Origin of the sequence: Streptomyces sp. NPDC003077 (assembly GCF_040611095.1) — a bacterium.
Classification (GTDB): Bacteria; Actinomycetota; Actinomycetes; order Streptomycetales; family Streptomycetaceae; genus Streptomyces.
In genome coordinates this window covers 145990-160410 of sequence record NZ_JBEXNM010000014.1, presented here as the reverse complement: position 1 = coordinate 160410, position 14421 = coordinate 145990, and the positions used below count along the sequence as shown (strand labels likewise).

General features: G+C 70.5%; 7 protein-coding genes, 1 pseudogene and 1 CRISPR repeat array. Of the genes and pseudogenes, 3 read left to right on the top strand and 5 right to left on the bottom strand.

What is annotated here, in order from left to right:
* Positions 1-265: 265 nt before the first annotated feature.
* The 5 genes and pseudogenes from ABZX96_RS13070 to ABZX96_RS13050 all read right to left on the bottom strand — a co-directional run bounded on the left by ABZX96_RS13070 (position 266) and on the right by ABZX96_RS13050 (position 7080).
* Positions 266-1594: an LCP family protein gene (locus ABZX96_RS13070; protein ID WP_355542468.1), complete on the bottom strand. Its 1329-nt coding sequence runs from the start codon at positions 1592-1594 to the stop codon at positions 266-268.
* A 1179-nt stretch (positions 1595-2773) separates the two neighbouring features.
* Positions 2774-4072, bottom strand: coding sequence for a M48 family metalloprotease (locus ABZX96_RS13065; protein ID WP_355542466.1), 1299 nt, complete (start codon positions 4070-4072; stop codon positions 2774-2776).
* A 232-nt stretch (positions 4073-4304) separates the two neighbouring features.
* A pseudogene (locus ABZX96_RS13060) lies at positions 4305-4694 on the bottom strand (BlaI/MecI/CopY family transcriptional regulator); the annotation flags it as partial.
* Between the two features lie 170 nt (positions 4695-4864).
* Positions 4865-5320 (bottom strand): TerB family tellurite resistance protein, encoded by a 456-nt coding sequence (locus ABZX96_RS13055; RefSeq protein WP_355542463.1) that lies wholly within the window; start codon positions 5318-5320, stop codon positions 4865-4867.
* 377 nt (positions 5321-5697) lie between these two features.
* Positions 5698-7080 (bottom strand): alkaline phosphatase, encoded by a 1383-nt coding sequence (locus tag ABZX96_RS13050; protein ID WP_355542460.1) that lies wholly within the window; start codon positions 7078-7080, stop codon positions 5698-5700.
* A 319-nt stretch (positions 7081-7399) separates the two neighbouring features.
* A CRISPR array of direct repeats spans positions 7400-8460; the repeat unit is 28 nt; unit sequence GAACCACCCCCGCACGCGCGGGGCCGAC.
* A 194-nt stretch (positions 8461-8654) separates the two neighbouring features.
* Between ABZX96_RS13050 and cas3 the strand changes: the two genes are divergently transcribed.
* The 3 genes from cas3 (at position 8655) to casB (ending at position 14394) form a co-directional block, all read left to right on the top strand.
* On the top strand, positions 8655-11684 hold the full coding sequence (gene cas3 / locus ABZX96_RS13045) for a CRISPR-associated helicase Cas3' (protein WP_355542457.1): 3030 nt from the start codon (positions 8655-8657) through the stop codon (positions 11682-11684).
* 316 nt (positions 11685-12000) lie between these two features.
* A complete protein-coding gene (gene casA, locus ABZX96_RS13040) occupies positions 12001-13680 on the top strand; it encodes a type I-E CRISPR-associated protein Cse1/CasA (protein WP_355542454.1) in 1680 nt (559 codons plus the stop codon).
* A 66-nt stretch (positions 13681-13746) separates the two neighbouring features.
* Complete coding sequence (casB, locus tag ABZX96_RS13035) at positions 13747-14394, top strand: type I-E CRISPR-associated protein Cse2/CasB (protein WP_355542451.1); 648 nt, start codon at positions 13747-13749, stop codon at positions 14392-14394.
* The last annotated feature ends 27 nt before the right edge of the window (positions 14395-14421 follow it).

The following is a 14421-nucleotide window of genomic DNA, read 5'->3' as shown; positions in this document are numbered from 1 at the left end:
GGCGTGTTTCACGTGAAACACGCCACACGACGGCCCGGAGCGTCAGCCCACACCGGCACACGACGGCCCGGCGCCTCCGCCGCAACGCAAGCGGAGCCGTCACGGCCCGCACAGCGCGTAGCTCTCCTCTCGGCGGAAAGCCCACCGAAGCAAGAGACGGGCCGTCACGGCCGCACAGACGCACAGAAGGGCGCGGAGCCATCACGGCCCGCGCCCTTCACCCTTCTCCGTACTCCCGCAGGTCAGCCGGCGGTCCGGCGGCCCCTCACCCCGTCGTCGTGAAGTTCGGCCCCACGGTCAGCGTGACCACGCCCGGCGTCGCCTCGGCCGACTGCGTCACCTTGATCCCCGACAGCCGTCCGGCGAGCACCTGCGCCTGCGGCTTGAGCGCGCCGTCCGCGTAGCTGACGGTGGTCTCCTCGGTGACCTCGTGGGCGTTGCCGGTCGAGACCACCGAGAAGCCCAGGGCACGGAGCTGCCCGGCGACCTGGGCGGCCAGGCCGGAGGTTCCGGTGCCGTTGAGGACCCGCACGCGCACCGTCCGCGCGGTGATGGGGTTCTTGGACTTCTTGGCCAGCTCGTCCTTGTCCACCTCGCGGTCGTGCGCCAGGTCGCTGAACAGATCGGTGGCCTGCGGGTACTGCCACACGACGTTGGCCTTGTCGGTGGGGACGTCGGCCTCGCGCGAGTAGTTGGGCACGGTCAGGAAGGTGAGCCGTTTGCTGGGGATGTCCTTGACCGTGGAGGCGAGCTCGGCCAGCGGCTTGACGCCCCTCAGCTCCTCGTCCGTGGTGAGCGACTTGGTCGCGGAGTCCAGGAAGTCGTACAGCGCGGTGGGGCTGCCCAGCTTGGACTGCGCCTTCTCGCCGAGCGCCTTCATGAACTCCTGCTGACGGCCGATCCGCCCGATGTCCGAGCCGTCGCCGACGCTGTAGCGGGTGCGGACGTACCCGAGCGCCTTCTCGTCCTTGACGGTCTGGCAGCCCGCCTCCATGTCGAGGTGGGCCTTCTTGTCGTGGATCGGGTACTTGGGGCAGACCTCGATGCCGTCGAGGGCGTTGACCATGCCCTTGAAGCCCTGGAAGTCGACCGACAGGAAGTGGTCGATGCGCAGCCCGGTGTTCTTCTCCACCGTCCGGATGGTGCAGGCCGCGGCGCTGCCGATGTCCCCGGTCTCACCACCGATGGTGAACGCCTCGTTGATCTTGAAGTGGTGCGGCTTGGACTGCGAGCCGTTGCCCCGGTCGCAGGACGGGATGCTCACCCACGAGTCGCGGGGGAAGGACACGGCGGTCGCCCACTCGCGGTTGGCGGCGATGTGCAGCACCAGCAGCGTGTCCGACTGCATGGTGGTCAGGTTCTTGCCGTACTTGGCGTTGGCGCCCGCGCGGCTGTCCGACCCGACGACGAGGATGTTCTTGGAGCCGGGGCTGAGGTTGGCGGGCCGGTCCTCGCCGAGCCGGTTGCCGACGTTGGCGCCCTTGATGTTGCCGTCCAGCGAGAGGTACATCCAGGTCCCCACCCCGGCCGTGGCCAGGATCAGGACGCCCAGGACGCCGCCGACCCACGCGAGGATGCGGCCCCGCCGCGTCATGCGCGCCTTGCCGGCCTTCCGGCTCCGGCCCGCCCGGCGCGAGGAACCCGCGCGGGCGGCGCGTGCCGAACCGGGCCGCGTCGAGCCGCCGCGTGCCGCGCCCCGCCGTGCGGCGGCACGGCCCCCGGTCGGCGTGCCCGACGGCGCGCCGCGCCGCGGCGCGCCATCCGCCGGGGAGCCGGTCCGGGCGGTGCCCTGCCGGGGTGCCTGGCCGCCGTGGGCGGCCCCCGTCATCCCCGGGTCGGCGGGCCGCTGGCCCCCGCGCCGGGTGGTTGTGCCCCGCCGGGGCCTGTCCCTGTCATGCACGCCAATGGTCCTTCTGGTGCGTCAGATGCCCGCGCTCGGCAGGACGAGCGTGCGGTCGGGATCGACGGAGTCGCTCGGAAACCGGTCGCCACCGGAGCAGTACGGAACCCGTTCCCGGGGGCCACACGCGTACCGGTGGTCGGGATCGTACGGGAAGCGGCTGTGTGGGTCGTACGAGGCCCGATGAGGGCGCCGGGACGGGGCCGGGCCGACGGAACGCCGCGGGGCCCGCCGGAAGCGCGGCCACCCGCCCGCCGTGTCGGCGTACGGCACGCCCACCGGCTGACCGACCCATCACACCTCCGCTTTCGGAGGTGAACGGTGCCCTGCCGGGTGCCGCACCTCGCCGCCATCTCCCCCTGCCACCACGCCCGTTGGGGGTATTCAGCGGCACTCTACAGCCAACCACTACAGGTCTGTAGAAACCCGCTGGTGTGGGGCGGATCACATCATCGCGGGCATCAACGGCATCCAGGGCAATCGTCGTGAAGGGGAAAGCCTCCGGATTCTCCGGATTCCGTCGGCACCGACCGAATCCACCCGTCCCCTCACGCCCGGCCGGAGCTCCCGGCCTTCGCCACCCGATACCGAGTGCACGCGACTTCAAACGTGTGCCGCACCACAGTGCATCACACCCGCCCCCAACTGTCACAGTGACGTTGCATCCTGCGCACCTGCCCACCACGCCCCTCGAACACCCGCGGCGGCGACGGCGGCACCACCAACCCGCCCACCACAGCGGCACCGAGGCGCCCAACAGAGGGGCGACAACGCAGCAACAGCACAGCGATCTCCACCCCGGAAACCACCCCGCCCCGCAGGCCCCGACATGCACTCCACCCCCCCGACCGCACAACGCGGCCCGCGTCCACGTCACAGAGGCGTCGCGGCCTTCAGCACCAGGAACAGCGCCACCGCCGCATTGAGCGAGGACAGCGCCGAAACCGCCGTCCCCGCCGCTGCCACCAGCGCCGCGAGCCCCGCCGGAGTCAGCGCCGGCGGCCAGCTCCGCGCAGGCGGCACGGGCCCGAGCAGCGCCGCCACCCGGCGCGGCACCGGCCCGGGCTCCGGCGCCGCGAAGCTCATCGCCACCGAGGGCGCGGAGCTCGTCCTCACTGGCGGCACGGAACTCGTCCTCAGCGAGGTCGTGGAGCTCGTCCTCACCGTCTCCGAGCGGCTCGTTCCCACCGTCTCCGCGCAGCTCGTCCTCACCGTCTCCGAGCAGCCCATCCCCACCACCGGCGCGAAGCTCATCGCCACCGAGGGCGCGGAGCTCGTCGCCACTGGCGGCACGGAGCTCGTCCTCAGCGAGGTCGTGGAGCTCGTCCTCACCGGCTCCGAAAGGCTCTTCCCCACCGACGGCGCGGAGCTCACCCCCACCGGCTCCGAGCAGCCCGGCATCACCGTCTCCGAGCAGCCCGTCCCCACCACCGGCGTGAAGCTCATCGCCACCGACGGCGCCGCGGCCCGCGTGATCAACGCGGCCTTGCCCACCGCCCGGGCCGTGAGGCGCCGGTCTCCGACCACGCCGGCGGCCTCCTCGTCCGCCCACCGCTCGGTGCTGAACGCCACCGCGGAACGCAGCGGCAGCAGCAGCGGGTTCACGCACCCGGCCAGCCGCACGGCCAGCAGGTAACGGTGGTGCCGCCCGGCCAGGTGCGCCCGCTCGTGGGCGAACAGCGCCCGCCGCTCGGCCCCGTTCAGCCGCCGCAGCATGCCGCGCGAGACCACGATCCGGCCGCGCCCGCCAGGGAGCGCGTAGGCGTACGGCGAGTCGTCCGGCAGCACAACCACGCGGGAACGGCGCCGAAGCCCGTCCAGCGCCCGGTGCGCGCGGGCGCGCACGCGGTAGTGCCGCCGCACCTCCACGCCGCACACGGCGAGCACCCCGGCCAGCACGCCGATCGCCCCTATCCCGACGTTCTCCGCGTACGGCACGGCCGCCCGTACCTCCGGATCGGACCAGCCGTCCGGCAGCGGATTACCCGGTAGCTGCGCCGTACCCACGACCACCAGCAGCGCCAGACACAGCGTGCTGCACACGCCGAGCACCACCGCGAGCGTCGTCAGCAGACGGGTGGTGACGCGCGGATGCAGGTGCTGCCCCGCGAGGCGCGCGATCGGCAGCGCCGTCATCGGCAGCACCAGCGGCAGGAAGACGAAGAGGCCCACGAATCGATCAGTCCCCGCGCCCCGCCACGTCCTCAGGCGGCACAGCGGCGGACGCGGACCGCCCCCCAGACGATGCGGAAGCCGACCGTCCCCGATACGCGGCGGGAGCCGACTGCCCCCGATACGCGGCGGAAGCCGACCGCTCCCCATAAGAACGGGATGACCCCTCAGCCCTGCGGTCTTCCACCCTGCGGTCTTCCACCCCGCGGTCTTCCGCCTCCTCATCCGCCGCCCGATCGAGCAACGACCGCAGCAACCGCTCGTCGTCCTCGGAGAGCGCGGACACGAAACTCGTCAGAACGGCGTCCCGATCCGCCTCGCTGTCCAGAACCCGCCGCATCCGCAGCGCGGCGAGCCCGGCCTCGTCGGCCGCCGGGGTCCACACGTACGACCGCCCGTCCCGCTCCCGCGTGACCGCCTTCTTCTCCCGCAGCCGCGACAGGATCGTCATCACCGTGGTGTACGCCAGGTCGCCGCCCAGCCACTCCTGCACCCAGCTCGCGGTGACGGGCCCCGGAGCATGGTGCAGCGCGGTGATCACCTGCGCCTCCAACTCGCCCTGTCCCCGCCGACGTCCCCCGTCGCGGCCGGTCCCGCCGTACGCGCTCCCGCTGCCGCCCATGCCGTCGTCGCCTCCCGTCACGCCCGCCGCCCCGCACAGCCGGAGCGTCGCCGCATCCTACTGAGCGGGGCGGAACCGAGCGCGTCGGCGCAGGCCGGACGGGTGGGGGCCGCCCGCGTCAGTCCCGCGGACAGAGATCGAACCCGGCCCCTTACCCCTTACTCAGATGCTCATAGATCGAACTCGGCCGGCGCGATGTCCAGCGCGAAGCACACCTCGCGCACGATGGCCTGCTCGGTCTTGTCGAAGTCGCCGTCCGCGCCGCCGATGACGATGCCGATCTGTATGACGGCCCGCGCCTCGGTCGGCTTCTTCTTCACCTTGCCGATCTCCTGCATCAGGCTGACCTTGCCGAAGTCGAAGTCGGCGGTCAGCTTGTCCAGGTAGTTCTCGAAGCGGCGGCGCAGGTCGTCGGCGGGGAAGTTCTGCAGCACCTCGTTGCTCATGATGAGCTGCGCCACGCGCTGCCGCTCGGACGGGTCCACGGAACCGTCGGCCGCGGCGACCAGCGCGCACATCGCCATGCTGGCGTCCCGGAAGGCACCGCTCTTGAGGTCGTTCTTCTTCGCGATGAGCTGAGACTGCATCGACTGGGCGGAATCCTTGATCCGGTCCCACAGAGCCATGGGGTTCTCCTTCTCGTTCCGACGTCTCTTCCGACGCACGGAGTGGTCCTCAGCAGAATCTACAGCCCTGTAGATCCCCCGACCGCCCCACTCCCCACGACCGGAGAAGCCACCGAAGGGAACCCAGCCGAAGGGAACCCAGCCGAAGGGAACCCAGCCGAAGGGAACCCAGCCGAAGGGAACCCGACTGAAGGAAACCCGGCCGAAGGAAACCCCACCGAAGGGAACCGGGCCCAAGGAAACCCCCACCGAAGGAAACCCGGCCGCAGAGAACGCACACCAAGGGGAGGACCGGCCCCCACACCGGTCCTCCCCTCGCCCCCCGTCACCGAGGCCCCCCCCGCCCCGGCGCCTGCGCTCCGTCCGTGCGCCGCGCGTTACCGCAGCCGCAGCGCCGTACGGATCGTCGTGAACAACTCGGTCTGGTCGGTGACCCCCAGCACCCGGTACGCCTGCGGGCCCTGCGCGGCGATCCGCACCTGGACGCCGGTGTGCTCCTGCGACTGCCCCGGGGTGTTGGTGGAGTAGTTGACCTTCAGCTTGCCGCCCTCGTTGGTGACGAGGGTCGAGGACAGGCCCGGCGGGTTGGCGTCCAGCGGCACGATCTGGCTGGAGTGGCCGTGGTCGGCGGTAGTGACGACCAGCGTGTCCGGGTGCTTGGCCGCGTAGTCGCGGGCCACCTTCACCGCGCGGTCGAACGCGGCCGTCTCCCCGATCTGACCGCACGGGTCAGCGGCGTGGTCCTGCTTGTCGATCGACGCGCCCTCGATCTGGAGGAAGAAGCCCTTCCCCTTGGAATGACCGCGCGCGGACCGCTGCTTGTCCTCCAGCAACTGGATCGCCTTCTTGGCCTGCTCGTCCAGCGCCGGGGTACCGGCCGGCCGCTTCGGGTTGTCCGTCACACACCGCTGCGCATCCGTGCCACCCACTGCGGCGAGCTTGCCGGTCCACTCCACCGGCACATTCCCGGGCGCGAACAGCCCCAGTACCGGCTTTCCGCCCTTCACACTCTTGACATCCCGCAGCGACTTCGCGTCCGTGACGACCTGGTAGCCGAGCTTGCGCGCCTGCTCCGTCACCGTCAGACCCTTGTAACGGCCCTCGGTGATCTTCTGGTCGAACCGCTGCTTGCCGCCGCCCAGCAGCACGTCCACCTTGTGGTTCACGCTCTGCTCGGCGATCGAACCGGGGCCGCCCTTGCCGATGGTGTCCACGGCGCACTTGGCCATGTCGGCGGGGCCCTGGCAACCGCGGTCGGTGACGTGCGAGGCGAGCACGGCCGGGGTCGCGTCGGTCAGCTCGGCGGTGGTCACCGACCCGGTGGCGTACCCGTTGCGCTGCGCCAGCTCCAGGATCGTCGGCACCGCCTTGTTGGTGTCCGGCGTCTTGGATATGCGCCCGTTGACCGTCTTCTGCCCGGTGGCCCAGCCGCTGCCACTGGCCGCCGAGTCGGTCACGTAGTCCGGCTTCTTGTTCTTGTCGACCGCGTACGTGGTGTACGCACCGGTCAGCGGGAACTTGTCCATGTTCAGCCGCCCCGCGGCCCCCACGGTGTAGTCCCGCGCCAGCGTGATCTCCGAGTCGCCCATCCCGTCACCGATCAACAGGATGACGTTCTTGGCCGCCCCACCCTTGATCGCCCGCTCCGCCTGGTCCTGCGACCCGAACGCGGCAGCACCGGCGGGCACACCCACCGCGGCGGCGACCACCACGGCAGTACTCGTGATGACGCTGCGACGGGAAAGACGCAGTCTTCGCATATCCGGTAACTCCTCTTCACACGCCGACCGATTGCCGACGCGAGGAAGCTCACCAGGCGGGGGTGAACCGGGGGTGTCGTGTGGGGGGACGTGCGGGTGATGGGGGGTGGCTGGGGGCTTTTCCTTACGTCGATGGCGCGGGGCACCTGCCCATGCGGGGCCGACGGGGGACGGATGGGGTCGGGTTGGCGATCTCGGGGACAACCCCGGACGCGCGGGGCCGATGCGCCAGGCACGCTGCGCCGTTTTGGCGCTGTAGGGCCACCCCCGCACGCGGGGGGCCGACGGCCCGTACGCAATCGTCGGAGGCGACATCAACGGACCCCCCGCACGCGCGGTGACACCGCGAGGGACTCCGCCGTCTCCTCTACCTGCGGACCACCCCCGCACGCGCGGGGACCACAGTTCCCGCAGGTACCGCACATGCCGGGCGAGGGGACCACCCCCGCACGCGCGGGGCCGACGTGATCAGAATGTCCGCAGGCTGTGCGACCACAGAACCACCCCCGCACGCGCGGGGCCGACGCCGGCGTTCTCCAGCGCGCGGCGGGCGGCCTGGAACCACCCCCGCACGCGCGGGGCCGACCGTCAGGGGCTCGGACGAAGAGGGGACGACATGGGAACCACCCCCGCACGCGCGGGGCCGACGCCAGCGCGGCACGCGCAGCGTAGGCGGCTGGTGAACCACCCCCGCACGCGCGGGGCCGACAGGTCGCCCACCGCTGGTCGCTGCTGCGGCGGCGAACCACCCCCGCACGCGCGGGGCCGACGACCATCATCCCGCCCCTGCTCTTTCGTGTGCGGAACCACCCCCGCACGCGCGGGGCCGACATCGTGTAGTGCGACAACACGATGTCCCCGGGCGAACCACCCCCGCACGCGCGGGGCCGACGGCGAGCTAGACACGATGACCTGGGACCTGGCGGAACCACCCCCGCACGCGCGGGGCCGACCTAGGGGCCCTGCTCCCCTGACAACCCAAGGTTGAACCACCCCCGCACGCGCGGGGCCGACCTGCGCGTACGGGGATGCGGCGAGCGGGGGAAGGAACCACCCCCGCACGCGCGGGGCCGACCGGAAGGGAAGCACGAACGGCACAGTCCTTCGCGAACCACCCCCGCACGCGCGGGGCCGACCAGGCGGGCGCAAGACATCGGCCTCCACCGTGGGAACCACCCCCGCACGCGCGGGGCCGACTCCCGTCACCCCTGGCCTGCCGGCCGGGCTGACGAACCACCCCCGCACGCGCGGGGCCGACAGTGTGCCTGGCCCGGGCGGTGCGGAGCGTGGCGAACCACCCCCGCACGCGCGGGGCCGACCCTGGGTCGGGTGGGTGGTCAGAAGAGGAAGTCGAACCACCCCCGCACGCGCGGGGCCGACACTTCCCGACCTGGGCGTTTCTTCCGCCATCCCCCGTTCCCGAGTCAGTTCGACTCGCGTTCGAATGCCCGACGCAAGGCACCCATGCACAAGCCGGTCAAAGTCAAGGCGATCACTCGCCCCCGTTGTCGGTGGCCTGGCGTATGGTGCGCAACAAGCGTACGTGCAAGGGGAGAACGTATGAACGAGGGCTTATGAGTGGCAACGCAGTACCGGATGACGGCGGAGAGTTGGATGTCACCGCGGCCCTCGCGGCCCTGTGGGGCAAGTCCGATGAGAAGGCCGGCGGAACGAAGAACCTGCTCCTGTCGCACCTTCTCGATACGGCAGCGGTAGCCGAGTGCTTATGGGACGGATTCCTCGCGCTCCCCACCAAGCGCGCTCTCAGCAAGGTGGCCGGTGGGGAGAGCAACGGGCGACGCCTGTTTGCCTGGCTCTGCGGGATGCATGACTGTGGCAAGGCGACGCCCGCCTTTCAGCGCCTGTGGCCAAAGGGCGCCGCAGCGGTTCGTGCAGCGGGGCTCGACTGGAACGAGGCGCTGGCGGCAAAGGGTTCCTGGCGGCACGACAGGGCCGGCGGCTACGTTCTCCGGCCTCTCCTTCGTGATGCCGGGTGGGACGATGAGCACATTGCCTGGGTGTGGCCTCTGGTAGCGGGGCACCACGGTGCCATTCCCAGGGAAGACCACCTGAAGCCGACGGCGAAGGCCCGGGGGCAGCTGGACGGTGATCACCGCTGGGCGGAAGTACGGCGGGCGCTCGTCGACCGTTTCACCACGGAGCTCGGCTTTGGGAGCCTGGCGGAGGTCGTCCCCGTATCGGTCCCCGCGCGGTCCACACAACTGCACCTCAGCGGTCTCGTCATCATGGCGGACTGGATCGCCAGTGACAGCAGCGCCGGCCGCTTCACTGGAGTGGACGACCTCAAGCGCGTGAGCTTCGCTGCCGCTCGTCGGAGGGCTGTACGGGCCTGGGACGACCTTGGTTTGAGCGGCGGCTGGGGCGGCACTTTGGAGGAGCCGGGGCCTGAAGCGTTCCGTGAGCGGTTCGGAAAGCCACCGCGCCCTTCCCAGGAACTGGTGATGGATGTGGCTCGCCGTATGCAGGCTCCAGGTTTGCTGGTGGTCGAGGCGCCCATGGGGGAGGGCAAGACGAGGGCCGCGCTGATGGCGGCGGAAATCCTGGCCGCGCGCTTCGGCGCGGACGGGGTGTTCGTAGGGATGCCCACGCAGGCCACCAGCGATCCGATGTACAGCCAGGTGAGGCAGTGGGTGGGCAAGACCGACAGTACGGTCGCGCATCAGGTTGCCCTGCTCCACGGCAAGCGCATGTTCAACAAGGAGTGGCGTGACCTCCTGACGGGGAGGAGCTCCGATTCGGAGCAACGCTTCGATGGTGTCGACGAGTACGGCGAGTGCCCGGACGACGACCAGTACGGCCTGGGCCGGGGCGGTGCCGGGCCGCAGGCAAGGCGGCCGTCTGGCGCGCGAGGCCCCACCGAGTGGTTCCTCGGCGCCAAGCGCGGCCTGCTCTGCCCCTTCGTCGTAGGGACCATCGACCAGCTGTTGTTCGCCGCGACGCGTACGAGGCACGTGATGCTGCGCATGGCGGGGCTGGCAGGCAAGGTCGTGGTACTCGACGAGGTGCACGCCGCCGATGTCTATATGTCCCAGTTCCTTCTGGAGGCGTTGCGCTGGCTCGGTCAGGCCCGCGTACCGGTCGTGCTGTTGTCCGCCACCCTGCCTCCGCGCCAGCGCCGGGTATTGGTGGAGGCATACCTGGCCGGTGCGTGCTCGCGGGAGGAGTTCGCTGCCGAGGGCTTGTCCACCCCGGCCGGGTACCCGTCCGTCACCGCCGCATGGCGGGCGCCTGATGCGTCCGAGCCTCGTTATCTCGTTGAGGACTGTGCGAGCTGGCGTGGCACCTTCCCGGTGACGATCGAGCCGATGCCAGAGGTCGTCCCGGGTCCCCGTGCGAAACGCGAGGACAGGCGAGCGGCGCAAGCGGCAGCCGATACCGCGCTCGGCGCCTACCTGGAGCGCGAGCTGGCCGACGGCGGATGCGCCCTGGTCATTCGCAACACCGTGGGCCGCGCACAGAGCCTCTACACCGAACTGCACCGGCGCTTCGGCGACGATGTCCGCCTGCTGCACGGACGCATCGCGGTGGGCCCGCGGGCCGACCGTACGGAGGAGTGCCTGCGGCTGCTCGGCGATCCGGACGCGGAGGACTCCGTACCCCGGCCGGAACGGCTGATCGTGGTGGCCACCCAGCTCGCGGAGCAGTCGTTCGACATCGACGCTGACCTGCTGATCACCGACCTCGCGCCCATCGACCTACTGCTCCAGCGCATGGGCCGGCTCCACCGGCACAAGGGAACCCCTCGTCCCCCGCGCGTCATGGCACCGCGGGTCGTGATCACGGGCTTCGACCCCGGGAAGCGAGAAGCGGAGGAAGCAGGGGAAACCCAAGGAGGGCAAGGAGGGCAGACGAACGCCGAGCCACCGCTGTCCTCGTCAACGGCTCCGCGCTTCCTGGGCGCCTCGGAGTTCCTCTACGGGCGCCACTTGCTCCTGCGCACCGCCGCGCTTCTGCTCCGGGCCGCCGATGACGGAGGCCAGTGGTCCATACCCAGTCAGGTGCCGGCTCTCGTGGCGTCGGGCTACGACGATCAAGACGAGGATGAGCTCCTCCCTCCGGCCTGGCGGGAGGACGCGGAGCACGCACTGCTGGAGTGGAAGACCGAACAACACCTGCGCGCCGGGAGGGCCACCCCGTACCTCCTGACCCGGCGTGGCGACAAAGAAGGCGTCACCCTCGACGGGCTGCACCACATTGCCGTGCCCGGAACCGGCGGCGACACCGACCTCGATGCCGTGGTGCGAGACGGTGAGCCGAGCCTGGAGGTCGTCATCATGCTCCACGACGGGGCGGTGTACCGGACGCTGTCCGGCCGCGCGCTGTCGGTGAATGGAGACGTTCCCGACGCCCTCTTCGATGAGGTGCTCGGAGGGACGGTGAGGCTCCCCCCGGCCCTCACGAAGGCGGCGGCGGACCGGCTCGTCCCGCTGCCTGGGTGGCTGGGCCACCCGCGACTGCGGTATGTCCCGGCCCTCGTTCTCGACGCGCAGGGGAACGCCGTGATCGGGGATCACCGCCTGCGTTACGACGGCATTCTGGGCTTGGTGACGGGAGAGGGGATATCCGATGCCAGTGGTACGTAAAGAAGGGGGGAACGGGGAGTTGCTGCTCTCGTTGGCACGAAACCATGCCGAAAGCTCTCCCCCGAATTCCCCGTCTTCCCCCGGCAGTGGCTCGGCGTATGCCAGCCTGAAGCTTTCACGCAGAACCTAACGGCCCGAAGGACACACCAAGTTGTTCAACCTGCTGGACGACCCGTGGCTGCCGGCCCGCCCGGCTGCCCCCATGCCTTCTGCGGGCTCTTCAGGCCCGGGGAACACCGTGCCCCCAACGGAGTGCCACGGCCGTACGGGTGCTGAACGCCCCGCGGGAGCCGAAAACCCATCGAGTGGCACCGGAATGCCTGACGCGCAACCGAGGAACCATGGCATCGGCACACCGGAGGATGTCGGGGCGCGTCACCTGCTCCTGGAGGCCCACTGCTTCCAGGACTTGGTGGTCGACTTACCCACTCAGAAGCCCGCTCTCTTCCGGCAATTGTTACTGCCCCTCGTGGTCGACGCTCTGGGACGTCCCGCGAATGCCACGGAGTGGGCGGCGATGTTCCGGGCCGGTCGCTTCTCCCCTGAACAACAAGACACGTTGAACGCTTATTTCGACAGACACCGCTCCCTCTTCGAACTTTTCGACGCGTCAGCGCCTTTCGCCCAAGTGCCGGACCTCCGTACGGCAAAGGGCGAGACCAAAGGAGCGGCGCTGCTGGTCGCGACGGCCGCCACGGGTAACAACGTGCCACTGTTCTCGTCCCGCACGGAGGGGGACCCACTTGAGCTGACCCCTGCCCAAGCCGCTCGGTGGCTGTTGCACACCCACTGCTGGGATACGGCCGCCATCAAGACCGGCGCGGTGGGAGATCCGCAGGTCAAGGCCGGAAAAACGACGGGAAACCCAGTCGGCGTCCTGGGACAGCTGGGTGTCGTCATGCCCATGGGCCGCACCGTCTACGAGACGCTGATGCTCAATATCCCCTACGGGCAACCGCTGCTGTCGGACGATCTCCCGCAGTGGCGGAGGCGTACGCAGGCAGGGAAGGCGGAGGACACGTTCTCGCCGGGAACGCCCGCGTGGCTGACCCGCGCACCGCGTGGCCTGCTCGATGTGTGGACCTGGCAGTCACGTCGCGTACGTCTGCTGCCCGAGGAGACGCCGGACGGTACGCGGGTCGCGCGTGTGATCGTTGCCGCCGGTGACCGACTCGACATCTCACCCGACCACGAACCGCACACCGCCTGGATCATCGACAGCGCGGCGTCGTCAGCGAAGCGGCGAGGGAAGAAGAAGGCTGTGGCTCCGGCGCGACCCCGGCGCCACCAGCCGGGCAAGGCCGCCTGGCGCGGGCTCGAAGCACTGCTGGCGGTCGAGCGCTCCGGTGATCAGCGGGACGCGACGGCCACCCGCTCCGGCTTCCGCACCAGCGACCTGCTGGGGCAGCTCAGCGTGGTGACGGACCGGATGCCGGAGCGGTACCCGCTGCAAGTGGAATTGACCGGCATGGCGTACGGCAATCAGTCGGCCGTCATCGAGGATGTCTTCTTCGACGCCATTCCGCTGCCACTGACCTCGCTCGACCCGGACGGTTTCGTCTACGTCTCACTGCTCGAAGCCGTGGACCAGGCGGAAAAACTGGCGGTGGCTGTCAACAACCTCTCTGCCGATCTCCGCCGCGCCGCTGGAACCGAACCGATCCCGTGGGACAAGGGACAGCGGCCGGGCGACACCCTGCTCCACGCCCTTGACCCCCTGGTCCGGCGGCTGCTGACCGGGCTCCGTACGGTCGGGGACGACCTCGACCTGTGCGAGCGCGGGGCCGCGGCATGGGAGGAGAAGGCGGGCCGGGAGACGTGGAAGGTGGCCGAGCAGGTCTTTTCCACGGTGGCGCCCGGGGTCTTCAGCGGCCGGCGGCTGACCAGCAAGGACGGCGCGGAGCGCACCTACCGCCTGAGCACCGCGGAACGCTCCTTCCGCTATCGCTTGGACGCGATTCTCGCGCGCCGGGCAGCCGCACGCCGGGCCGCCTGAACGGTCGTCGGCGGGACGCGGGACGGCCCGTATCACCGTTGATCATTCACGAAGAAGGTGTCAGCAGTGACCACCACCCCTCAGACGAGAAGCGCGGCTTCCACAACCACAGACCGTTACTGGGCCGGTCGCGCGGGCGCCGATGGCCGCTGGAAGGTCATACCCGGCCTGGGACCGATGGAGCCGCCCGGCGAGGATCTTGCCGCTCTGCGCTCCGGCCTGGGACTGGGTGCTTACGAGGCACCGGCCCTCTGGCCCTTCTACACCAGTCCGGCCGACGGCAAGGTCACGCCGGAGCTGGAGGCGGAGCACGTCGCCCTGTCCCTCTACGGCCTCCACCAGCAGAGCCAGCGACAGCCGATGCACCAGCAGGGGATCAGCCTGGGCGCGGCCCTGCGTGTGCTCCGCCACAGTGGCCGCTTCAGGGAGGAGGCTGTCGATCGCCGCGTCGCCGCGGCGGTGAACGCGACCTCCGTGCCAGCGCTCGCATACCGGCTGCGCGGCCTGATCACTCAGCTACGCGGTATCCAGCAGCCCTTGGACTACGACCGCCTTCTGTCGGACATCAAAGGCTGGCACCATGCCGAGTCCCGTCGGCGTGTGCGCCGGGCCTGGGGCCTCGCCTACGACGCGCCGTCCCCCCACCGGCCGCATGGGGAGGACGGGAACGACGGGACGAGCGGTGCCGAGGACGGCGTCGACGGGGACCGCTGAGCAGCACCTCCACCTCGTCCCGCATCA